This window comes from Paenibacillus cookii, assembly GCF_018333375.1.
Taxonomy (GTDB): Bacteria; Bacillota; Bacilli; order Paenibacillales; family Paenibacillaceae; genus Paenibacillus_AQ; species Paenibacillus_AQ cookii.
In genome coordinates this window covers 23,935-46,971 of the sequence record NZ_BORW01000038.1, presented here as the reverse complement: position 1 = coordinate 46,971, position 23,037 = coordinate 23,935, and the positions used below count along the sequence as shown (strand labels likewise).

Annotated in this window: 23 protein-coding genes; 6 read left to right on the top strand and 17 right to left on the bottom strand. The window is 47.7% G+C overall.

What is annotated here, in order from left to right; all coding sequences use genetic code 11:
• The 4 genes from KI367_RS27685 to KI367_RS23290 all read right to left on the bottom strand — a co-directional run.
• The coding region (locus KI367_RS27685; RefSeq protein WP_212952355.1) for an IS3 family transposase at window positions 1–191 on the bottom strand (191 nt) is incomplete at its 3' end.
• 47 nt (window positions 192–238) lie between these two features.
• Window positions 239–526 carry a transposase gene (locus KI367_RS23300; protein ID WP_010278079.1) on the bottom strand — a complete coding sequence of 96 codons (288 nt, stop codon included), beginning with the start codon at window positions 524–526 and terminating at the stop codon, window positions 239–241.
• A gap of 392 nt (window positions 527–918) precedes the next feature.
• The gene (locus tag KI367_RS23295; RefSeq protein WP_212952351.1) at window positions 919–2,109 is read right to left on the bottom strand and encodes a DUF4317 domain-containing protein; all 1,191 of its coding nucleotides are present in this window, start codon (window positions 2,107–2,109) and stop codon (window positions 919–921) included.
• 233 nt (window positions 2,110–2,342) lie between these two features.
• Window positions 2,343–2,912: an SF0329 family protein gene (locus KI367_RS23290; RefSeq protein WP_212952350.1), complete on the bottom strand. Its 570-nt coding sequence runs from the start codon at window positions 2,910–2,912 to the stop codon at window positions 2,343–2,345.
• Between the two features lie 746 nt (window positions 2,913–3,658).
• Here KI367_RS23290 and KI367_RS23285 point away from each other — a divergent pair.
• Window positions 3,659–4,111 (top strand): copper amine oxidase N-terminal domain-containing protein, encoded by a 453-nt coding sequence (locus tag KI367_RS23285; protein ID WP_212952349.1) that lies wholly within the window; start codon window positions 3,659–3,661, stop codon window positions 4,109–4,111.
• A gap of 102 nt (window positions 4,112–4,213) precedes the next feature.
• On the opposite strand, the gene KI367_RS23280 is transcribed toward KI367_RS23285, so the two are convergent.
• Entirely contained in the window at window positions 4,214–4,579 is a 366-nt protein-coding gene (locus tag KI367_RS23280) for a MerR family transcriptional regulator (protein ID WP_212952354.1), read from the bottom strand.
• A 117-nt stretch (window positions 4,580–4,696) separates the two neighbouring features.
• Here KI367_RS23280 and KI367_RS23275 point away from each other — a divergent pair, with 117 nt between their 5' ends.
• Entirely contained in the window at window positions 4,697–5,347 is a 651-nt protein-coding gene (locus tag KI367_RS23275; protein ID WP_212952348.1) for a nitroreductase family protein, read from the top strand.
• Window positions 5,348–5,602: 255 nt separating this feature from the next.
• Here the strand turns inward: KI367_RS23275 and KI367_RS23270 are convergent, their stop codons facing one another.
• The 5 genes from KI367_RS23270 to KI367_RS23250 all read right to left on the bottom strand — a co-directional run bounded on the left by KI367_RS23270 (window position 5,603) and on the right by KI367_RS23250 (window position 10,766).
• Window positions 5,603–6,670 carry a BtaManbiosPhlase gene (locus KI367_RS23270; protein WP_212952347.1) on the bottom strand — a complete coding sequence of 356 codons (1,068 nt, stop codon included), beginning with the start codon at window positions 6,668–6,670 and terminating at the stop codon, window positions 5,603–5,605.
• A 62-nt stretch (window positions 6,671–6,732) separates the two neighbouring features.
• The gene (locus KI367_RS23265; RefSeq protein ID WP_212952346.1) at window positions 6,733–7,671 is read right to left on the bottom strand and encodes an MTP-1 family protein; all 939 of its coding nucleotides are present in this window, start codon (window positions 7,669–7,671) and stop codon (window positions 6,733–6,735) included.
• 45 nt (window positions 7,672–7,716) lie between these two features.
• The gene (locus KI367_RS23260; RefSeq protein WP_212952345.1) at window positions 7,717–8,556 is read right to left on the bottom strand and encodes a carbohydrate ABC transporter permease; all 840 of its coding nucleotides are present in this window, start codon (window positions 8,554–8,556) and stop codon (window positions 7,717–7,719) included.
• Window positions 8,543–9,418 (bottom strand): carbohydrate ABC transporter permease, encoded by an 876-nt coding sequence (locus KI367_RS23255; protein WP_246537221.1) that lies wholly within the window; start codon window positions 9,416–9,418, stop codon window positions 8,543–8,545. The genes KI367_RS23260 and KI367_RS23255 overlap by 14 nt, the downstream gene beginning before the upstream one ends.
• A 16-nt stretch (window positions 9,419–9,434) precedes the next feature.
• Window positions 9,435–10,766, bottom strand: a complete 1,332-nt coding sequence (locus KI367_RS23250) for an extracellular solute-binding protein (protein ID WP_212952353.1) — start codon at window positions 10,764–10,766, stop codon at window positions 9,435–9,437.
• 354 nt (window positions 10,767–11,120) lie between these two features.
• On the opposite strand from KI367_RS23250, the gene KI367_RS23245 reads away from it, so the two are divergent.
• Both KI367_RS23245 and hcp read left to right on the top strand, forming a co-directional pair.
• Window positions 11,121–12,194: a LacI family DNA-binding transcriptional regulator gene (locus tag KI367_RS23245; RefSeq protein WP_036715323.1), complete on the top strand. Its 1,074-nt coding sequence runs from the start codon at window positions 11,121–11,123 to the stop codon at window positions 12,192–12,194.
• Window positions 12,195–12,744: 550 nt separating this feature from the next.
• The gene (hcp, locus tag KI367_RS23240; RefSeq protein ID WP_212952343.1) at window positions 12,745–14,433 is read left to right on the top strand and encodes a hydroxylamine reductase; all 1,689 of its coding nucleotides are present in this window, start codon (window positions 12,745–12,747) and stop codon (window positions 14,431–14,433) included.
• Window positions 14,434–14,500: 67 nt separating this feature from the next.
• On the opposite strand, the gene KI367_RS23235 is transcribed toward hcp, so the two are convergent.
• Window positions 14,501–16,507, bottom strand: coding sequence for a DUF5054 domain-containing protein (locus KI367_RS23235; RefSeq protein ID WP_212952342.1), 2,007 nt, complete (start codon window positions 16,505–16,507; stop codon window positions 14,501–14,503).
• A 160-nt stretch (window positions 16,508–16,667) separates the two neighbouring features.
• Here KI367_RS23235 and KI367_RS23230 point away from each other — a divergent pair, with 160 nt between their 5' ends.
• Window positions 16,668–17,024 (top strand): MmyB family transcriptional regulator, encoded by a 357-nt coding sequence (locus KI367_RS23230; RefSeq protein WP_212952341.1) that lies wholly within the window; start codon window positions 16,668–16,670, stop codon window positions 17,022–17,024.
• 233 nt (window positions 17,025–17,257) lie between these two features.
• Here KI367_RS23230 and KI367_RS23225 read toward each other — a convergent pair whose 3' ends face one another.
• From KI367_RS23225 to KI367_RS23210, 4 genes are all read right to left on the bottom strand, one after another.
• The gene (locus KI367_RS23225) at window positions 17,258–17,467 is read right to left on the bottom strand and encodes a nucleotidyltransferase domain-containing protein (RefSeq protein WP_212952340.1); all 210 of its coding nucleotides are present in this window, start codon (window positions 17,465–17,467) and stop codon (window positions 17,258–17,260) included.
• Entirely contained in the window at window positions 17,436–17,867 is a 432-nt protein-coding gene (locus KI367_RS23220) for a GNAT family N-acetyltransferase (protein ID WP_212952339.1), read from the bottom strand. The genes KI367_RS23225 and KI367_RS23220 overlap by 32 nt, the downstream gene beginning before the upstream one ends.
• 344 nt (window positions 17,868–18,211) lie before the next feature.
• The gene (locus tag KI367_RS23215) at window positions 18,212–19,111 is read right to left on the bottom strand and encodes an oxidoreductase (protein ID WP_212952338.1); all 900 of its coding nucleotides are present in this window, start codon (window positions 19,109–19,111) and stop codon (window positions 18,212–18,214) included.
• A gap of 117 nt (window positions 19,112–19,228) precedes the next feature.
• Window positions 19,229–19,987, bottom strand: a complete 759-nt coding sequence (locus tag KI367_RS23210; RefSeq protein WP_212952337.1) for an SDR family oxidoreductase — start codon at window positions 19,985–19,987, stop codon at window positions 19,229–19,231.
• A gap of 247 nt (window positions 19,988–20,234) precedes the next feature.
• Between KI367_RS23210 and KI367_RS23205 the strand changes: the two genes are divergently transcribed.
• A complete protein-coding gene (locus KI367_RS23205) occupies window positions 20,235–20,819 on the top strand; it encodes a TetR/AcrR family transcriptional regulator (protein WP_212952336.1) in 585 nt (194 codons plus the stop codon).
• Window positions 20,820–20,950: 131 nt separating this feature from the next.
• On the opposite strand, the gene KI367_RS23200 is transcribed toward KI367_RS23205, so the two are convergent.
• Both KI367_RS23200 and KI367_RS23195 read right to left on the bottom strand, forming a co-directional pair.
• Window positions 20,951–21,883: a phosphotransferase family protein gene (locus tag KI367_RS23200; RefSeq protein ID WP_212952335.1), complete on the bottom strand. Its 933-nt coding sequence runs from the start codon at window positions 21,881–21,883 to the stop codon at window positions 20,951–20,953.
• 207 nt (window positions 21,884–22,090) lie between these two features.
• Window positions 22,091–22,855 carry a helix-turn-helix domain-containing protein gene (locus KI367_RS23195; protein WP_036715744.1) on the bottom strand — a complete coding sequence of 255 codons (765 nt, stop codon included), beginning with the start codon at window positions 22,853–22,855 and terminating at the stop codon, window positions 22,091–22,093.
• Window positions 22,856–23,037: the final 182 nt, after the last annotated feature.

Below are 23,037 nucleotides of genomic sequence, written 5' to 3'. Positions count from 1 at the left end.
TTTTCGGATACCCGAACACCTTGCTGGCGCAAGACTTGAGCGATCTTCGGGCTGCCGTACAGGCGACGCGAGTCCACAAAGATACGGCTAATCTGTTGTTCCAGTTCTCGGCGACGTTTCTTTTGCTTGCTTTCCTGGCGCCTGGTCCATTGATAATAACCACTCCGGGATACGTTCAAAACCTTGCACATCTCCGATACCGGATACTTGGAGCGGTGTTTGTGGATAAACGCAAAGATCAGTTCCGGTCTTTTGCGAAGATGTGCATCGCCTTTTTTAAAATTTCGTTCTCCATCTCGAGTTGGCGGATTCGTTTCTGCATTTCGAGAAGGGTTTTTTCCTCGATTTTCAGGTTGCCGCTGCCGCGAAACGCATTGACCGGATCCTGTTTGAATTCGTTGATCCAGCGGTACAGAGTATTGTCGGATACGCCCAATTCTCGGGCGACCTGCGCCACCGGCTTCCCCTGTTCCTGAATCATTTTTACGGTTTGGATTTTAAACTCTTTGTCATATTTCTGACTCATCTTCGGACACCTCGATTTTGCTAGGTTTATTGTCGCATTCTCGATTCTCGGTGTCCACTATTTAGTCTAGCATCACACCTTCCCAGTCATAATTCATATATCCCTCCCCCTATAAAATCACGGTAAGTGGTACGTCAGCAACTTATCAATTAGTGTCTTGGAGCCACTCCTTCCATCGTATCCACTCAGCGCGTCGCTGATGGTCTACTTCCCGACCCAACAGTGCCCCCTTCGTCACCAACCGATGGCCACATTCACCCGAAATATAGCAAACATAAAAAATACTCCCCTTACAGTACAGGCAAAATCATAAAACCTGTCCACGTAAGGGAAGCATTCATTAATCTTCTGGCGTTACGTATTCAAAATGCAATCCAAAATCTGCTATCCCTTCACTCCGCCTTCTCCAACAACGTCTCCGTGGTTAGCGTGAAGCCCTCAATAACAGCATCCTCATCAACCTCAATCATAATGCAGCGTTTGCCTTGAAAGCTCACCTGTTTAATGTACCTTAAATCCTGTGGGCTGATCGTAATCGTGGCTACCTTGGTATCGATCTTGATCGATTTGGACGTGAATTTCGGGATGACGCTTTTCGCCTTCAGTTCATAGTTTTTATCGTCCACGATGGTTTCAAACGCCCGTTCCACGGCTTCCTTGGTCACGTTTTCTACGCCGCTTGCGGTCAGCACGCGTTCGACATCGGTATAATCCAGCTTCGGAGGTTCTTCCTCGTCCTGGTGGGATTCGATCACATGATGAATTTCCTCGTACACATGTGCGATCGTGGCCGAGTCCAGCTGTTCGCCCGCCACTTCCTTCACGATGTCTTCGAAGATCGCCCGCTCTTCCAGCGCCGTCACGGACCGTTCCGCATTCAGTACCTCGGAGATGAAACGTTCGTTCGGATCATTCGATTTCCCCGTACAATAGAGAATCCGGTTCACGTCGGAATAATTGTCCGTCACGCTGGGATAGAAGAACCCTTCCTCCGGCGTGCTGAGCTTGATGATCGGATCTACAATGACATTGTACTTAAATTCTTTCTCCACATAGTCGAACAAGAGCGCCTTCCGCTGCTTCTCCGTAGAGTTCACGCTGCATAGAATGAACGGATGCCCGAACACCTCATCATTTCCTGTCTCTTCGGCTTCATCATTCCGCGCCTTGGTCGGCCGGTAGTATTGACCGCGCACGAACGTAATGACCGTATCCCGTTCATAGGTCGTGTCCGCCATCATTTTCTCTACGAGCAGCAGCATCAGATCCTGCCACTCCTCCGGATCGCCCGTCTGGATCGCTTGGTGAAGCAGCACCCGCGAAGGGTCTTTCTGGTCTTCCGTCTCCTCCGTAAACTTAAGCTCGAACAGCTTATGATCCAATTCGCCGGTCAGCAGCTTTTTGAAATTGCCCATGTACAGCTCCTGCTTCTCCCGGTCCACTAACCCAAAAGGACTCCGCTCCCAGTGATAAATTTCGTTCGTTTCCTTCATAATGTACACGTTCAGAATATCGTAAATTTGCATCAAATGATTGTCCAGCTTAAACTGCTTGCGTATGTGCGCGACTTCTTTCTTGTTCATGGTTCGTCAGACAACTCCTAGAAAGTAAATTGGCTTTACCATATAGAATGAATTTATGTTTTTTCTTGTCATTCCTTGATCCACAGGGAATATCCGTTTCAAAGATGTGACTTACTTTCATTCAATCTATATAGTATAAACGATACAAAAACCCTCCGCTAGAAGGGTTACGCGTCTTGCTTCTTTTCTCTATTTTATAGCGATCTGCACTGCCGCAACGAAAACTATTTTCCTCAACATGTACTGCGCCGCAATTCATAAAAATACTGCACAACGGGATGCTTTAACTTCATCTTCTCGGACATGTTCAAAATCCGCTTTTTCCCGACCCGTCTGTCCACCAAAGCCAGAACATTCAATAAAATATCCTTGCTCTCGATGCTTTCTTCGATAGAAGTCGATAAAAATTGAGTAGCGACAGCGACAAAATTGGATTTGCTTAATGAAGCCTGCGCCGCCAAAAGCTCCTTGGCATATCCTGATATTTTTCGGTTTCTGGCAATGACTTTCAGACGATCCTCCGGAACGTTTCCTTTGGTATCCTTTCTGACCGCTTCCATTTCTTCATCGCTGATCGGTATTTGGATATCCGGGTCATTTTTAATTTCCAGCTCTGTCTGGTACCATCTGATTGAACTCGTTTTGTCATTCATTCGGAGGACGTCCTTTTTATCTACCGAAATATAACAAAGCCCTGCTTTGTCAGGCAAATAACGATAACCCGTTGCTCGGTATTCAACCCTTCCGTTTAACGCAGGACAGAGAAAACTCTCCAGCTGCTGCTTCAATTTACTCCAGGACATGGTGCCTCCTATATGCTCAAACCCTGCCGATCCGTATGTGCGGTTGTCAGGCTTTCTTTTTTTTAAAAAATGATGCTCTTAAGAAGGCACGGTATTATTCTGCGCCGTCTTGTTCAGTATGAATAACCCTCTGCCAAAAAACAACCCACAAAGTTTGCACTGTCGTTACTATTGTCGTTTTTGTGGCACACATCTTTCAGTACGAGGGAGAACGGCATAAAAACGGAATGTTGCATTGGACAAATGTTAGCTGCAGCGTACCTGGTTTGGTCGGTTGGCCACCGCGCCTCCTCCGTTGTTGTCAGATAGCGTTTGAAATCCGCAATATCCTTTTGGGCCGGAAATATCGGATTAACGTCCTTTACATATCGAGATTGCTCTTACCTTAGCCACTTTATGAATCTCTTCAAACTTGTCATATAATTCAAGATCGTCTGGTCCCATATCCCTTATCATTTAAATGGGAGAGAAATTCTTAAGAATATAAAAATCACCGTACTCTAATTTATAAAATACGTAGAGTTTTTCAACCCTTAACGGTGCTATGCGGCTTCTATCTTTTCGTTTTACAACAACTCGTCATATTCTGTATAGAGAATTGACTAGTTGCTTTCCGTTAGTTCAAGGATGTCTAACCATTCGCCAAGATCATACCAGGCTCCGGCCGGCAGGGAAAAGCAACAATTCTTCGGTTAAACACGTCTAATAATATGTAAAACACAAAACACCGAATGGAGGCGGAGTAAATGAAAAAAAGCTTTTGGGTTCTGCGTATGGCTGTGATATTTACATTGTTTGCAACAAGTTTAGTTCCGCTCTCATTGGCTCATGCTGAGCAAAAACGCGTTACGGGTACAGTGGTATTAAACGGTAAAGCTTTAGATGACAAAGCTACTGTCATTAACGGGAATACAATGATACCATTCCGTAATTTTTTTGAAGCTTTGGGTATGTCTGTTAATTGGGATCAAAAAACCAAAACAGTAACAGCTTCTAAGGATGATCTTGAAATAAAACTGACAAATGGGATATTAAAGGCGATTATTAACAAAAGGGAGGTCCAACTAACCCAAGCTCCTTTTTTAGATGAAACAGAAAACAAGTTTTATGTTAATACGCGTGTTGTTGCTGAATCCATTGGTGCTACTGTTGAATGGAATAACGTTGAGAAAATAGCATCCATAACAACTAAAAATTGAGTAGATTTTATTAAGGCTCTTATGTGAAATAGGAGCCCTTTTTTCTGGTTATGCCATACGGTAATCCATACGCTCGGATTCACGAGGCCAGTTCCGAATGCGTCAATATTTTCCGAACCCTTTCTCGCATATAATATCCGTTTCAAGAATGTCGTAAAGCTCTTTTTTGGATTCCTCCAACTTTTTTTGAGCATGTTCGATTTCGGATATTTTCTCCAAAATAAGTTGGGATTGATCCTCATGGGACATTCCATTTTTCGAGATCATCGCTTTTATATCGTTAATTGAAAATCCCACAGCTAAACATTTTTTAACAACCTCTAGATAAGGAATGATATCTGAAGCATAATCCCGGTAATTATTCTGTTCTCTCCGAACGTAATCACTCGTGATAATACCTATTTTCTCATAGTATCGGATCGTTGATATGGGAAGGTCTGCCATTTTGGCGACTTCACTAATCTTCATATGAATCACCCCGATTCCTTCTCTTGCTATAAAGTATACTTCATAGTTTAGAATCCTCATAGTGAGGTGAGGCGGCCCGAATCTCACAACAAATATAGATGAAGGAGAGAATAATACATGAGCACGATGACCGGAAAATTCCATGCCACTAACAATTTCAATGAAATTGTCTTGGGACGCCGTTCGGTAAAAGTGTACGATCCCGAAGTGAAAATTAGCCGGGAGGAAATGACTGAGATTTTAACGGAAGCTACCCGCGCCCCTTCTGCGATTAACATGCAGCCATGGCGTTTCCTTGTGATAGATAGCGCTGAAGGCAAAGAAAAACTTGCACCTCTGGCATCCTTCAACCAGTCGCAAGTTCTGACTTCATCGGCTGTCATCGCGGTATTTTACGATGCCAACAACATGGAATATATGGACGAGATTTATGGTAAAGCTGTAGAACTTGGATACATGCCGCAGGACATCATGGAATTGAATTTGCAGCAAGCGAAATCCTACTATGCGAATATATCCTCGTCTGACCTGCGAGACATGAACTTGATCGACTCGGGCATCGTATCCATGCAACTCATGCTTGTTGCACGCGCCCATGGATATGACACGAACCCGATGGCCGGATATGATAAGGAACGAATTGCTGAAGTTTTTGGTCTTCATAAAGACAGGTTCCAACCGGTCATGTTGATCTCGATCGGAAAAGCAGCCAAAGAAGGCTATCCGTCTTACCGCCTGCCAGTTGAAACCATTACGACTTGGGCATAACGAAACATCAGGCTAAAAATGTGAAATCAGAACCCTAACCTGGACGCTTTACGTTTCATGTTTTTTAGGAGCCGGTCCGAGTGCAGTCAACGGATAGCGGCAGCCAAATCGCGGGACTGGCTTAGCTTGCGGTCTGATTTTTAATTACATCTACAAGCTTCCTGTGAAGCTAAATGGTAGTGGTTTTTCTAGGAGACGTTAAAAAGGAGGCCTCCGGATCCTATCCGAAGTCCTCCTTCCTTGCACTTATGCCGGTCATTCCCCTACGGGTTCAAGACTCCCCAATATTTCGCTAAGGCTCAGCTCGGCGCACGCCATGGACGTGTCGGCCACTCCGTAATACATCCGGACGACGTCCCCGTGAACAGTCGCGCCGCAGGAGAACACCACCTCGCCAAAGAATCCATTGGTTTCATAATCCGCTTCGGGCTCCATCACCGGCTTGCCGGAACGGGCGATGACTTTGGACGGATCATTCAGGTCCAGCAGGACGGCCCCCATGCAGTACCGGTGATCCCGCGTCGCTCCGTGGTACAGTTCCAGCCAGCCCTGTTCGGTTTTGATCGGAACGGCTCCGCCGCCGATACGGCCGCTGTCCCACATGCCTTGACGCAGGCCGATCAGATGTTTGTGGTTGCCCCAATACAATAAATTGTCCGATTCGGCGATCCAGATTTCGGGGCGGCCTACGCTTTTGGTTGTCGGACGGTGCAGTGCGTAATACTTGCCGTTGATTTGCTCGGGAAAAATGATCACGTCCTTATTGTCCGGTCCAAAGATAAGGCCATGATGGGTCCAGGTCCGAAAATCCTTCGTTGATACCATCGCTTCCCCGATGCCTACCGGCGATACGGCCGAGAAATAAATGTAATAAGTGTCCCCGATTTGCGTAATCCGCGGGTCTTCGATACCGAACACCTCCAGCGGGTTGGAAGGGTAGATGAATGGCTTATCCTCAATAGTGAAATGATGTCCGTCCTTGCTGCGAGCGATCCGCAAATAAGACAAGGACGTGAGGTATTCAAACGCCGGAGCGTTGGCTTTCTTCACGATGACCCGGGGGTCGGAAAAATCATAGCTTTCATCATCCAGACGGATTTCCATGAGATCCAGATCCTGTGTCTCCGGGTTGTAAACCGGTGCCAGCACAATGCTCGGGTCAGGGCTGACCGGGCGCTCCGCAACGCGGAGCAGCAGGATCGTTTCGCCATTATATTCGGCCACCCCGGCGTTAAACGTACCGATCACTTCAAAACCTTCACGATGGGGATGGACGTCAGCCGGCGTAATCAGCGGATTCTGTTCATAACGGTATATATTCATGGCATTTAGCTCCTTATAGTCACTTTAGTTCATGAAATAAAGTCCGGGGGTTCATTCCGGCCTTATTCGAATTTGGCAAAAGGATCGTCAATCACGATACGCTGCGCGTCGGCGTCGCCGATCCCCGCGTAAAGCACGGCAGTTCCGTCCTCCTTGCGGATAAGCCCGCCGCTAAACACAACGTCCTGCAGATCCGGGCGTTTGGACGGTCCAGGCAGAAAACGGTCGCGTACCGCGATGAGCTCCATGTCCGTAAAGGTCAAGTCGCTCGGGCTGAACACAAATGCCATCGGGTAATAATGACGGTCACCGCTTGGATCGTAGCAAGCCGCATGCCCAAGCACGCCTATCCGTCCGTCTTTGAGAAGATGGGCCTCATTCGCTCCTCCCCATTCTTCGTCGGTAAATTGCCCTTCCAGCAGCGGAGCATCGTTAATGACCTGAAGGGTCAGCTTTTCCAGGGATGGAACCTTGGCAAACCCGATTTTACCGCGTCCGCCCTTCTTGCCCTGCGGTCTTGTAAAAATGCCGATGCTGCCGTCCTTCAGCTCCACCAGGCGGAGATCCTTCATGCCGTCCGGTCCTTTGAAAAATTCCTTCAGCCCGTTAACGGAGCTCCCTTGGTAAAATACGGTGCGCCACATCAGCGCATTTTCTTTCTCGGGATGCGGATAAATCTGCACGCCGCCGACGATCAGCTTTCCGCCGATCCGGGTATGAAACGGATCCTGCAGATCGAATACCGGCGCGCCGGCGCGCGGCAGCCATTTTCCGTCCCGCTCCACAAAAAACATCACCTGGGAATGCTCGCTGTCCCGCGGTTCCACGCGTCCGGGAAGCACCAGTTCCCCATCATCCTCAAAAGGGGCCGCAATATTGTAGACATCCTTGTTTCCTATCCCGTCAAACACTAGCCTTTCGGCCTGTTCAGCTCTCGCCTGCTTGCTGTTATAAGAGGCCAACAGGGCCGAGCAGGTCAATGCTTCTCTTGGTATACTCATGGTTTCTTCCTCCAAATCCGGTTTCCAATAACTTCTTCTATCTACTTACTTCAAACTGAACTGCATGCCCTCCTGAAACTTCTTGCCGAAAATAATAAACATGATGATAATCGGCAGCGTCAGCAGCGCGGATGCCGCATAAAGCGGACCCGGATAGGATCCGTAAGGGCCGAACATTTGCGAAATGAGCACGTTCAGCGTGAGCATCCGATCGCTTTTGACGATGATCATATCCCACAGCAGCTCCGTCCACCGCTCCATCAGGAGGAACAGGAAAATGACGGTGGTGATCGACTTGGACATCGGCAGCATGATCTTATACATGATCTTAAGGTCCGAGGCCCCGTCCAGGCGGGCGGCTTCGATAAAGACGGTCGGTACGGCTTTAAAGAAATTGGTATACATAAAAATCGCCCATAAACTGACGGCTTTAGGCAGAATCAATCCCAAATAACTGTCATATAGACCTACTCTCTGAATGATCAGGAACGTCGGAATCAATAGAATAATCGCCGGGAAAAACATATGGAACAAAACGAAATTGTTGATGGCGTTCCGTCCGAAGAAATTCAGCTTGGACAGCGCGTAAGCAACCATCACGCCGAAGATCATCATCAGTACCGTGGAAGCAAGCGAAACCATGACGCTGTTCAGAAAAGCATGCAGCCAAGGACGGGGGATCCCCGTTTCCCCGCCGGTAAACAGCCATTCGTACGATTTCAGGCTGTATTTCGTCGGGAGCAGCTGCTTATCGATGTGCGCCCAGTCGGCAAAAGAGTTCAGCACCATATACAGGTACGGATAAACCATCACGAGGAGCAGGATCATGGCGAGCGCATACCGGACCGTGCGTCTGATGCCGCGATTTCGATTAGACCCAACCATTTCTCTTCCCCCATATCTCCAAAAATTTGCGAATGATAAAGATCGAAATAAAGGTGGCGACCGAAGCGAGCAAGGCTACGGCCGACGCATAACCGGCCTGCAGGTTCGTAAATGCCTGTTTGAAGATTTCCATCTGCCAGGTGTTGGTCGCATTGTTGGGGCCGCCGCCCGTCAACTGATACACCTCGGTGAAAATGCCGAACGTGACGCCGAATGCCAGAATCAGCGTTGTATAGAGCGACGGATACAGCAGCGGCAGCGTAATGCGCCAGAAACGCTGACGGTCGGTAACGCCGTCGATGGCGGCTGCCTCGTACACTTCCTTGTCGATGCTTTCCAGACCCGAGGTCAGGATCAGCGCATAATAGCCGGTGAATTTCCAGGCCAGAATCAGGCCGACAATACCTAGCGCAGATAACGGCGTGCCCAGCCAGTCGATATCGAGCCCCATTTTTCGCAAAAATACGTTCATCGGGCTGGTGTAAGAAAGAAGGCCCTTGGCGATAAGCGATGAAACAACGCCCGAGGACAGGTAGGGCAGAAAAAAACCGATCAGGAACAGGCTTTTAAAGCGCGGCAGCCCGTGCACCAGCACGGCGACGGCCGTCGCCAGCACCGTTACAATCGGTACGAAAATAATCATGAACTTATAAGTCACCCAGAAGGCCGAATGTACGCTTGGCGATTTTAGGGCATTCGCAAAGTTCTCGATCCCGACCAGATTGAAAGTCGGAGCGATCAGATTCCAATCCGTGACGGACAGGAAAAACGACCAGATCAGCGGTCCGAAAAAGAAAATAAGCGAATAGAGAAGGTAGGGGCTGGTAAATAACCAGCCCATTTTATTGTTTCTATGGTCCATCATCGGTCATCCTCCCTTATTGAAGGGCGCCTTCAATCGCTTTCTGCATGTTAGCCCAACCTTCGGCCGGAGAAATTTGCCCTTTGACAACTTTATTAAAAGCTTCGGTTCCGATGATGGTTTGCAAATCGTTGTATTTTGCGTTATCCATCGGCGGAATGGCATTGGGAACATTCTCCGCATAAGGCTTCAGTTCCGGCTGTTTATCCAAAATAGCTTTGAAGGAATCGTTGGTTTTCAAATCGTCTCTCGCTGGCGGCAGATTGGTCTGCTCAAACCACTTCGCGTCGTTAGCCGCATCGGAATATACCCATTTTATGAAGTCAATCGCGGCTGCCTGCTGCTCTTTCGTAGCGGAGGCATAAATGACCAGCCCTTTGGTATCCGCAAAGGTTTTGCTGTCTTTAGGATCCATCCCGTCCGGCACCGGAGGCATGGTCAGCGCAAAGTTGTCGCCGTATTTCAGATTCGGATATTTCTCTTTCCAAGTTGTGAACGTCCACGGACCTACGTCCGTAAAGACGCCGACGCCATTTTCAAACGGATCCGTCACCTGGCGGGCCAGGAGTCCGTTGGCCTTCCGCAAATCATCCATGAAAGCAAGGACTTCTTCGCCGGCTTTCCGATCGCCGGTAAACCGGCTGCCTTCAATGAACTTGTTGCCGCCGGACGCCGCATTATACAGCATGTAGAAGTCAAACCAGCGTTTCCAGGCCGTAGGATCGGCCAAGTCGGCTTTCGCCCACAGATATTTTTGGTCGCCGTATTTGTCTTTCAGCTTCTTGGTCAGCTCCACGATTTCGCTGTAGGTTTGCGGCGGTTCGTTATAGCCAAGCTCTTTCAGGACATCCAGTCTCCAGCCGAACAGCATGGCGTTGGAATAGATCGGCAGCACGTATTGGTGTCCATCCGCGAATTTCCAAGGTTCGATGGTGCTGTTCATGTTGCGTTCCTTGACGATATCTTGGAATCCGTCCAGCGTATCGAGCGGAACCAGCGCTTTGCTGTCCGCCAGCTGTGCGCCGAAGCCCCGGTTAATGTTCTCGGACATGGTCGGAGCGCTCTTCGCCGCAATCGCGGATTGAATGCTCGCTTCGGATGTCGGCGATTCTTTGATGGCACTGACATTAATTTTGACGTTGGAGTGTTCCGATTCATAGGCTTTGGCCATTTCCTGCCAGTAGGCCTGCTGCGTCGGGTTAGGAGCTGCCCAGAATTCGATGGTTGTCACTCCGCCCGAAGCCCCTCCATTCCCACTGCTTTCCGTCGAGCCTTGACCGGTGGAGCATGCGGACAACATCGTGGAAGCTACGGCGGCCAGCAGTAGTGCACCAAGTGATTTTCTCATCATTCGAACATGACCTCCAATAGAATGTAATTTCAAAGTCAAACCAAAATCCGCAAAATAACATTACAAAACATTATTTTTTATCCCATGTAAGCGCTTATGCACCTTATTATTACCTTGATTCGGATGCTTGTCAACTCATAATAATGATTACACTCTATTGTACACAACGAAAAATCAGTTTACTTTTCTATTTTGTAACGTTACAATCTTATCATATAACTAAGCTTGGATAAGGTACGGATTCAGACCCTCGAATGCTTGACAGTCGTCTCCGGAACTGAAAAAATGAAATCGAATGCAAGACCGGTTTAATGCCCTTCCGGTTGTTGCTCGACGGAGGTTGAATTCATTTTGAAAAATAAAGTTACCATGCAGGACATCGCAGACCATCTTCAGATATCCAAAAATTCCGTCTCCCAGGCTCTGACGGGGAAGGACGGGGTCAGCGAAGCGACGCGCGCCCTGGTGAAGGAAACCGCTGAACGGCTGGGCTACGTCTATAGGAAAAGCCGCCGCGGCCGGCAAAGCGAAGCTGCCGCTCCCCCTGCTTCCATCGATCCTTCTGCGGTCCTTCAAGACGGCGGCACCATCGCCCTCATTGCTTCGGATTATGCTTTCTCCAGAAAATCGTTTTTTGGAGACATTTATTTAAGTGTAGATAAAGAATTGAAAAAGTACGGCTATGAACTTGTCATTCAGTCCATCAGCCCGGAGGACGCAGAAGCGCTTCGCCTGCCCGCTTTTGTTGAAAACCGGTCGGTAGACGGCATTTTGATCCTGAGCCACATTACGACGCCCTATGTACAAGCCGTGCTGGATACAGGCATTCCTGCCGTCCTGATTGACCACCACCATCCCTCGCTGCAAGCCGACAGCATCCTTACGAACAACCGTTTCAGCGCGTACGAGGGGGTGCGACATCTGATCGAATTAGGCCATAAGGACATCGGTTTCATGGGCGATATCGACTATTCTCCCAGCCATTACGAGCGGCTTGAAGGCATGCGTCTCGCCGCCTTCGAAGCCGGCATCCGGCTTCGCGAAGACTGGCTTATTCAAGACGCCGTCGAAGACAGCAGCTATGTACACGGTGCCATTGCACAAATGCAGGAACGCCCGACCGCCTGGTTCTGCGTCAACGACGGCTTCGGCTTTATGATTACGTCCGCTTTGCAGCATCTGGGCGTGAAGGTGCCCCAAGAGGCTTCTGTGGTCAGCTTCGACAACGGGTATCTGTCGCAGGTTTGTACGCCCCCGACCACAACGCTGGATGTGAATCGCAGGTTATTTGCGACATATGCCATTAAGCAGCTTTTCTCCCGCTTGGAGAATCCGGATCAGCCTTATACGGAAATTTTGCTGCCGACGCAGCTGCTGGTCCGGGAATCCACAGCACCGCCTCCAGGAAGAGCAGAGGAAAGATAACTATGAAGCAGCATGTAATCCAGGACGCCTATCGAGTAACCGGGGGCGGCTCCTACGTTCTGCACATTTGACAAGATGCATGCACTCACAAAAAAAGAACAGCCCATCCATTCGGGCTGTTCTTCTCAGGCTGTCGAGCAAACCAAAGTACATTTTTTACCACAGATCCGGTTTTTCCTACGTCAAGGAATAACCGGATTTTCTGTATCAAAAACATGTTTTGGGTATGGTCTTGGGATCCGCGATTGTTCCGGAAGACTACTGGTTGTCCCGGACCGGTGCGGTCCCGGTTCCGACGTAAATCCACTTTTCTGTATCCGGATTAACCTTCACCTTTTCATGCTTTGGATGATCCCCTGGAGGATAGTTCAGGGACTCCATCAGGGTCCGTTCGCCCCCGGATCGTACGTCTTGCGCGGTTGTCCCTTGGTGATTTTTATCACTTTTCCAGCTGTCGCAGCGGAGTATACTGTTGCTGACAGTCCAACGACAACGCGGAGGTAGATTGACCTTAGGCAACAAATAACTACGAAACCGGGGAGGAGATATCATGAACAACAACGCGGCAGAGCCGTCCTTGAGTCAACGGCCGTCCATGTTCTACTTTCAATGCCAGGAAGCGTCCAAAGGAACAGGCTGCACCCTTGTCGGCGTATGCGGCAAACCGCATGACGTGGCGAACCTGCAGGATTTGCTGATTTATCTGCTGAAAGGCATCTCTTTTCTCAGTCTGGATGTCCGGCTGCCGGAAGGTCTTGAACAGCGCGTATCGATGTTTATCATGGACTCCTTGTTTGCAACCATTACGAACGCCAACTTTGACCGCGAGGTTTTTGTGGGGAGAATCCGGAAAGCGATTGTGCTCCGCGGCGAAGTGCGTGCCTATTATAACGAACAACATCCGGAAAGAACGGCTCATCTCCCGGATGCTGCCGTCTGGGAAGCGGATCATGAACCCGCAATGGATGAAAAAGCCCGTACGGTTGGTGTCCTCTCGACCCAGAGCGAAGACATCCGCTCGCTGCGCGAACTGATTACGTACGGCTTGAAGGGGATGGCTGCTTATACGTACCACGCACTTCATCTGGAGAGAAGTGACGGCGAATTGAACCGGTTCATGCGCCGTGCGCTTGCGGCTACGCTGGACGACAGCCTTGAAGTGCAGGATCTGGTCGCTTTGGCGATGGAAGCCGGCAAATACGGCGTAAACGCTATGGCGATGCTTGACGAAGCGAACACATCCGTTTACGGAAATCCGGAAATGACGAAGGTCAGTATCGGGGTTCGAAACCGGCCCGGCATTCTCATCAGCGGCCACGACCTGAAGGATTTGGAGGAACTGCTGAAGCAGACGGAAGGAACCGGCGTGGACGTATACACGCACAGTGAAATGCTGCCGGCCCACTATTATCCGGCTTTCAAGAAATATGAGCATTTTGTAGGCAATTACGGCAATGCCTGGTGGAAGCAGAACAGCGAATTTGCAGCCTTTAACGGGCCGATTCTGATGACCACCAACTGCATCATTCCGCCGAAGGACAGCTATAAGGACCGTATTTATACGACGGGCAACACCGGCTTTCCGGGCGTCCGCCATATCCCTGAAGCAACGGACGGTGCTGCCAAAGACTTCTCCGCCCTGATCGAGCAAGCGAAAAGCTGCCCGGCCCCAACGGAGCTTGAAACCGGCGAAATCATCGGCGGCTTCGCCCATGCCGCTGTGATGAACGTGGCCGATCAAATCGTCGATGCCGTGAAATCCGGCGCGATCCGCCGTTTCTTCGTCATGGCCGGCTGCGATGGACGGATGAAATCCCGGAATTATTACACCGATTTTGCGGCTGCACTTCCCCAGGACACGGTCATCCTGACCGCAGGCTGCGCCAAATACAAATACAATAAACTGGACTTAGGCGAAATCGGCGGAATCCCGCGGGTTCTGGATGCCGGGCAATGCAATGATTCCTACTCCCTGGTCGTCATTGCAATGAAGCTGAAGGAAGTATTCGGCCTTGAGGATATCAACGATCTGCCGATTTCCTACAACATTGCCTGGTACGAGCAAAAAGCGGTGATCGTGCTGCTTGCCCTGCTGTATCTTGGCGTCAAAAATATCCACCTGGGCCCTACGCTTCCTGCATTCCTGTCGCCTAACGTGACCAAAGTCCTCGTGGATAACTTCGGGATCGGCGGCATTACCAATGTGGAAGATGACATGAACATGTTCCTGGGTGCCTGATTTCTGCTTCTGAACCAAAAAGAAGACACACAGGAGGACCCTGTTGTCTTCTTTTCTTTTGGACTTTTTATCCCAGTACTAACTCAAACCGAGCGAAAATATCTTCTTCATACCACATCGTGAAGTTCGTTCCCCATGTGGTGTTCAATAGTGTAAACGTAAATTTATGGTTGTCTGGATGGTATTTGTTATTATAGCTTAGATTGTTATTAGTTCCGATTCCCAACAGGGGGGCATCAATAGGTTTAATATTGATTTTTTTATCGCTGCCATCGTAAATCAACTCTTCAATCATGTGCTGCAGCTTATTTCCGTGACCTACCACTGCAAAAGGTGAAATCACGGTATCCATTTTTCGAATCTTCGTTAAGTATGGCGAATTCAGACGTGGTGTCATGTCAAAAGAATAAATTTCCGGATAACGAATGGCATCTTTATCCTGTAATAAAAGTGCAATTTCAACTTTATCTCCAAATTGATATTTAACCTTGACCACTCTTGGAGCACCATACTCCTCCACAGCTCTTTGGCTATATTTTAACGTTGCAATCATCGAATCATTTTCCTTAACTAGTTTAATAACATGTGGTGTGAAATTTTCATTCCATTGAATGCGTTTTTGAATCTCCATTCCTGGCTTTAAGAAGTCAATGGCCCACCAATTATGCTGCAGCTCACGCAAATAGTTGTAACGCAGGTTATCATAGTCATTTTGCCCGGCAATGGTATAGCTCAGCACCCCGAGTTTGTTGTCCTGATCAAAGTAAAGGACCCCATCCTTCTCTAAGTGGTTAATAGAACCATCGCTAGCAAACATCACTTGATACCCGTTGATCGAAATCAATTCTTCCAAACCACATTCAGTCCCTTGGTTATCAAAGATATGATAGGGGACTTCGATCATTTTTTTAATGTTATGTTGATCTTCAGGCTCCAAACAAGCGATTGCACGATCAACGTTCTTGCGTTGTTCTTTCCAGGAAGACTCATAAAATTTGTACGAACGGTCCGTCCACTCATTATAAGTGAATTTCATTTCGCCAACCGTTGCATCTTTAACAATGCCATAAGCGTAGGTTAAATCAGCATCCGTAATTTGGTCTAAACTGCGCGCCCGCTGGAAATCTTTCTTTTCATAATTCGTATAGTCACTGAAATAGCGTTTGATATCCATTCCCCAAGTGTGCTCTGGAACTAACATCGCATAGAAATTAGCATCATCATTTTTGATTTGGTGATCCAACATGTAATTCGTTAAAATCCGGTAATCCCGAATGATTTTCGGATCAGACATCGTTCCGTGAATCCATGTGTCCCCAATCTCCTCTGTAATCACTGGCAGTTGGTCGCGTACTTCCCAAAGTTCATTGGCAAACTGATCCATGGAAGTCATTTCAAGCTCATAGTCTGGATACTCATTGGCCATTTTTGACAAATACGCGTTAATTTTCTCCTTTGTTCCTGGACCACTATTATCATGCGTATGCATAAACGCCAGCTTGTTATCCATGCAATCCACTCCGATGACGCCGCCATAGTCGTCTGAATAAGAGACAATGATCTCGCTTTCGCCATGCTTCCATAGAAATGTATCTGGAACTTCCGGAATGGAGCTTGAGCCATTTACACCGATGTGCAGGAATTTAATTCCTTGACGATATAACTCATCGACAATCCCAATCGTATGTCCTGGGACGTCCGTCATCTTTGCGCTTGTTGTTGTGTATCCATACCGAGCATCTAACTTCTTGGAGTTGGAAATGATGTAATGTAACGTTTGAGATGTCATCGCTTCAGAGTGAAACGTACATGGGATCGCGTGCCAGCGTATGTAACCTTTCTTTATGGCATCATCTAGCTTTTTACAGGCTTCTTCATCCATGTTTTTGAAGTAATATTCAATGATAAAGCTGCCTGTTGTCCAAACAAATTCTTTGCCCTCTTTTCTTAAGTCTTCCGCTAAAGTGATTGCGTTTTGAATGTATTCATGGCAATACTTGTGCAAGACATTTTCTGCCAAATCGGTAAAACCAATGTCCAAATGAGTTTTGTTTACCACATAGATTTTTTTCATCTCTATCATCACGCCTTTCTTAGTCATCATATGTCGTGAATATCTACCGACGAGAACATGAAGTTAGATCGTGTTATCTGATATGATAAACGCCCAAACCATATTATTCTTTGAACTAATGAGACAACATTTTGTATTGTGCGGACATGATGATAAATGAATGATTTTAGTTTGGAATGAAGCGGCTTCCGCCCTTCCCGGAGAATTTGATTCTATGCCGCCGGAAGAACGCAATTGCCTATGGAGATTTTTTAAACTTCCGGAAATGCAGAAACGAATTGAGAATTGGGAGGAAATTGCTCACAAATCCTTGGCTCAATTTCAAAGGACATATGATAGGTATGCAGGGGATTCGTTATTCGAGGAATTGGCTGAGAAGCTGCAAGCGGTTAGCCCTGATTTTAAACGTATGTGGTCGAATCACGATGTACTGGGGAAAGACTATGGATATAGGGAAGAAAACCACCCGTCAATAGGGAAAATGGCATTCCAGCATTGTACATTTCAGGTTTATTAATGAATACCGCAATAATAAGAAGCCATTTCATGAATAAACCAGAGCCGCCGATGAAGCAAAATAGCTTGTGTATCAAGTTCACGGAGCCCGTGGACCATTGCTTCTTCTGGTTAGTTTGTTATTGACGGCGTCGAGCGCTTTGGCCAATTCGTTCTGGCGGTGAGATAAATCTTCCTTGTACGGGTTCAAGATCGCTTTGCGCTGTGGAATCGTGTCAGTATCTTCAGAACGGCTCACTGGTTCTGACTTTGCTCATAACCAGCTTCAGCAAGAGCGAATTCTAACTGCTCTCTGTTCCGTATCCATGTTATCAAGTCTATATCGTCATGTGGACGGGTAATCTTCCCGGCTAAAACATCGATTGCCCATCCACCACGCAACCGGAATTTGCGGTCAATTCTTGAAGAAGTCTTATAACTTAAGCAATAAAACCTTTTTTTCATAGTTGTCTAAACACCATTGAAACTTCTTTAGTATCTGATTATTAATTGGTTTGCCCTCATAGTCAAATTCTTTAAAACCAAATTTTTCATAAAAATGTTTTAACTCTTCAAATGGCAGACAATACACTTCTTTTAAATTATTTTTTTTAGCTTCCTTTACCAAGTAATCAACCAACTCATTTGCAAGCGATAGTCCTCTGAACTCATCCAATATATATATACCGCCAATTTCAGCCTCTTCTGCATTCAGATAAACAATCCTTCCAACCCCTGCAAATTCATCCTGATGTGTAACTATTGCAATTTTTTCACTTTCTAAATTACTCGGCAAAAAGCCTATTTTCTGATACTGTTCATTTACCCATTGGAGTTCATTTTTAGTTGCTAATCTTATTCCCATTCCTTTTCGCCTCCTAACTATATAGACCAAGTATAACAAATCAAATAAATTGCCCGTTAGCGTAATAGAACTGCCGGTCAGCACCGGCAGCTCTTCCTTTTCGTTTATTCAACTATCGTCAAGCTAAGCTCGCACCATTAATCAAATGCGTTCTGGGCATGGGGAAGGGATCTTGACCTATTCCATGCGCAGGACAACTTGCTGGTTCGCCGTATCGGTGGAAGCGGATCGTCCGCATAGTAGCAGGACTGGATATGTCTGATTGTTCACCTCTTTGTTAGACGTATCTAAATTCTCCAATTTGAGGTTTGTTTTAGCAAACATCCCCTCTCCTATGCCCGAGATCAGCGAAACGCATACTTCACTTGTGTCAGCTCCTCGGAAACCGTCCACAACCGCCGCGCGGCTGCTTCGTCATGCGAGCGCGTATTTGAATCTACCTTTTTAGGATATCCGCGCAATTCGAGACGTGTTGGCCCAAAGTAATCTCCGCCTTGGACGTTTGGCGCAGTGGCTGCATAAAGGGTCGGCAATACACCCATTTTCGAGGGCTGCGCGAAAAGGGGATTCAGGCGTCGCATCATGCTGGAATGCCGCAGCGCATTGGTCGCTGACCAGCCCGGATGCGCAGCTGCTGCCAGCGTGGATTGGCCTGCCGCAACAAGCCGGCGCTGCAACTCATAGGTGAACAGCAGATTCGCCAGCTTGCTCTGAGCATAGCCGCGCGCTGGCTTGTAATTCCGCTCCAGGTTCAGGTCATCAAAGTGAATGATTCCCGACCGATGCGACAAACTGCTTACGGTCACAATCCGAGCGCCCGGCGTTGCGCCGAGCCTATCCAGCAGCAAACCGGTCAGCGCGAAGTGCCCCAGGTGAATGACCCCGAATTGCTGCTCGAAACCCTGCGCTGTTTTCCTGTAAGGCGGCTTCGCCACGCCGGCGTTGTTGATCAGGAGATCAAGCCGATGGTAGTTCTGACGGAAGGCCGTCGCAAAAGCGCGGACGCTCTCCAGATCACCCAGATCGAGCGCCATGACTACGACCTTGCCCGACGGCTTAAGTGCTCTAATCCGGTTAGCGGCAGGGTTGGCTTTGGCGATACTGCGGCAGGCCATAATGACCGTCGCTCCCTTGTTGGCTAACGCCCGCGCCGCCTCCCAACCAATCCCGCTGTTTGATCCAGTCACAATCGCCACCCGTCCGGTCTGATCCGGCATGTGGTCTTCTGTCCATGGTGTTGTCATGTGGTTCCGTCCTTCCTCCGTTCAATCCGAAAACTAGAGTCAGTGTTCCTATTCAAATGCCGGGTAAAAAAACTCCTCGCAAACGGCTTATAGCCAACTACGAGCCCGGGCACGAACTTAGATCTGAGAGCCTCCTCCATCCACGGGGAACTCGGCTCCGGTTGTGTAAGTCGCGTCGAACGCAAGGAACGCGGCTGCTTTGGCAACCTCGAGGGGGTCACCGAAACGCAGCATGGGGATCTGCTGACTCATCTCCGCTTTGGTCTGTTCTGCAGCTTCCTTCGGCATCGACTTGTCCATGATGCCGGTGTCGATGGGGCCGGGGCTGACCGCGTTGACGCGAATCTTCCGCGGCAACAGCTCACGGGCCAGACTGCGAGTCATGGAGCGCAGCGCTCCTTTACTGGCCGCATACGCATTGAGCATCGGGATACCCACTGCGTTCGCGATCGACGTGGTGAATACCACGCTGCTTCCTGTGTTTAGCAACGGTGTCAGTCTCTGCACGGTAAAGTACGGACCTTTGGTATTGATGGTAAGCAGCTCGTCGTACACTTCCTCGGTCATCGACTCGAAGGGGATAAAGCGCGTGATGCCGGCGTTTACGAACAGGGCATCGATCGTTCCGAACTCGGCCTTTATCCGTTCGGCCAACTCGTCGATATCTGTTAACATTGCTGCGTCGCTCAGCACTGCGACTGCGTCGTTGCCAATTTTTTCACGGGCTGAGTCAAGCTTGGCCTGGGTACGACCGGTAATAAGGACGCGTGCTCCTTCATCCGCCAGCAGCTTTGCTGTTGCGAGGCCGATCCCGCTGCTGCCTCCCGTAATCACCACTTTCTTGCCTGCGTATTTACTTCCTGCATTGTTCCCCATCTTCATCTTCCTCCCTTGGTTTATCCGGTATCATCTTGCTAAACAAACGGTCTCAGTTGTACCAACGATTGACCCAACAATGTAGTAAAAACTAAACTGTTTGTGCTAATCTTATCCAAGAGGTTTGGGCTGTACAACCAGTAAAAAACCGTATTTGTGGCTTAAACAACAGAGGTGCTTATTTGTTGTCCTTTGGCTTTCCAAAACGCATGATAACCAATAGATCCTGAGAAAGAGGGAGAAGCAGATGCTCACTAACACAAACGATCCTCGCGTGAAACGGACGCGTCAACTATTGATGCACGCTTTTATGGAATTGCTTGAGCAGAAGAAGAATGTCTCTTCTATTACCGTACAAGATATTACGTCTTACGCGACCGTAAATCGCTCCACGTTCTATGCGCATTTTGAAGACAAATTCGCATTTCTTGAGAGCTGGATGAGGGAAAAATTTTTGGAGAAGCTGAAGAATGAGCTGCCTAATGCTGCTTTATCCGATATAGGGAGCCTGCGAACGCTTATTTTAATCGTTTTCGATTTCCTGTACTGTACTCGTCCGTATATGACTTTAGCTGATCGTCAGTATGAATCGTTATTTGAGGTCGCAATGCAAAAGGAGCTATATGCCCTGTTATTTACCTGGTTAAGCGAACAATCGGAACCATCCGTTTCGCAAGAGACGGTGGAGGCTGCAGCCCGGATTGCAAGCTGGGGGATATTTGGATCAGCCGTCGAGTGGAGCAGACATCCGGAATCTAAATCGGCGGAAGACATGGCGCGAGAAGTGTTGGTGGTCGTGGCTGCAGGTTTAGCACCCGCCATAGGGGAATAGTTCGTGCCGCGTACAACGGTAAATCGGGTTAGATCCAGCCGCTTCAACAGCTCATCTCCCATTTCGGTCAACAGCACGATGCCGATGTCCTCAGAAATACTATTTTTTAATCATGAGTTACGATGTAAGGATCATCTTAAACTCAATAGCTCATCACGGAGTTCGTAATAAGCATCATTCCATCCCATCTTTGCATAAAAGCGTAATCCGATCAATCCATTATAATAGGTTGCACCCATGAACCTCTCTTTAAAATTCGGTATGTCCATGCCTATTTCTTGCTGATAATCTTGGTATATTTGGACCACATCGAGCTTCAAGTGTGTTTTGATGTGCCAGTCCAATGTGGCAAGGTCGATCAGAAAATCTCCATATTTGCCGTTGCTATCAATGATCCCGGTTATTCGTTGCCCGTCAGATAAAATGTTGTACTGGTGAAAATCGCCGTGAATAAAAAATCGATGCGGTTCATTGTACGTAGCATAGGCTAACAATCTGCTGTAACATTCATCAAACACGTCTTTCTCCAGACAGGATGTTTCGAACAAGCTGTGCCAGCCTTCCCATAAGCTATCCGCTTGTTCCTCAGCGAAGGTCGCAATAATATGCTCCCTCCAGGAACTATAAGTACCATCACCACTAGCATTTATCGTCCCATATCCTTTGGTTGTTTCTGGCTTTACCTGGTTCATTTGCGTTAAAATTTGAACGACCTCCGGAAGCATTCGCTGTTGCTGCTCATAAGAGAAGTCGTTCAGAATCCGTCCCGCGATCTTTTCCGAAATCAGGTAGTTCATTGATTTAAATTTTCCTAGCTCCATGCAGCGGGCAAACGGAACTCCCTGCGAGGATAAAAGGTTTGAAATCAATTTTTCCGTTTCAAAACTCCCGGTTAAATCGCAAAATTTAATGATGTATTCCTGATCCAAACATGCGAAGGAGAATACCGCGCTTATATTCCCGCCTTCCAATGGCGTTATTGCGGTTACATCTGATCGAAAATGCTTGCGCAATACAGCTCGCACTTCGGAAATTTCCACTGTTGGTTTATTATACGCCGCCATCTATTTCATCCTTTTTATCTTCGTCTTTTTCCTGCATATACAACGTGTATGAAAAGCATAGCATGGAGTTACCGTTAAAATATAGGTAAAGTACAATTATAATGATCTGCCCTTTCGTATAACAAAAAACAGCAGCCAATTACTTGACTGCTGTCATCCTGTCAGCGTAGCAACAGGTTGCGTATCTAAACCACGGGGCAGGAACCATTATTTTAACGAATAATCAAAGGAAAACGAGCTTGGTTTACTTACAACCCTATGAACGATTGAAAATAAACGGGTTGCAAGATCACCTTTAACATTAAGTCTATACCCACCTCGGACCCTATCCACGAAGCCCAGTTCAATGCAATCCACGATTACCTTGTCAAAATTCATGTCCGAGGGCAGCCGGGAGCGAAGGATCGATTCTTCTACTGGAGTGAAGTCTGGCTGCAGGTTCTCATTGTTAACCAATAACTCATACAGAACCGTAATCATATCGGCAGGTAAAACGTTCATTGGAAATTCTACGGATTCATGCATTGCATCTGTAGCTTCGTTTAAGAAAAGCGATGTTGCGATACAAACCAATCTGTCTTTAGCCCACAAACCTAATCCAGTTGGACCTAGATGGATTTGAGTTAGTGATGGGTGTGATGCCGGTGTCTGCACATGATGAGATGTAGCAGCAATCACCTCGCCCAAAAAATTAATCTGTTCCTCTTGCGTCGTCTTCCGGAGTTCCATTCTGATTTGAGGTAACATGGCTTGCAAATGGCTGCCTCTTCCGAGCAGGTAGTCTGTAGTGCAGTCAAAAACGTTTGCCAACTCCGTTAAAAGAGAAATATCGGGCAAGGAGTCCCCTTTTTCCCATTTGGAAACGGCTTGTGCCGAAACATTAAGAAGCAGCCCTAATTTTTCTTGGGTCATGCTTTTGCTATGACGCAGCTGACTGATTCTTTCACCAAAACGATTCGCATCCTGTACCATGGTTTACCACACCTCCCTAAATTTATAAATTGATTATATCCGATCTGTATCTTGATGATATCGAGGCGTAATTTTAGAACTTAATCACTGGTTGGAATTCTAAAACGCTGGTTGAAACGGACTGCTGAATGCTCATAATCTGCCCTTCCATACAAGAGGTCAACGCAAAAAAACTCCATCCC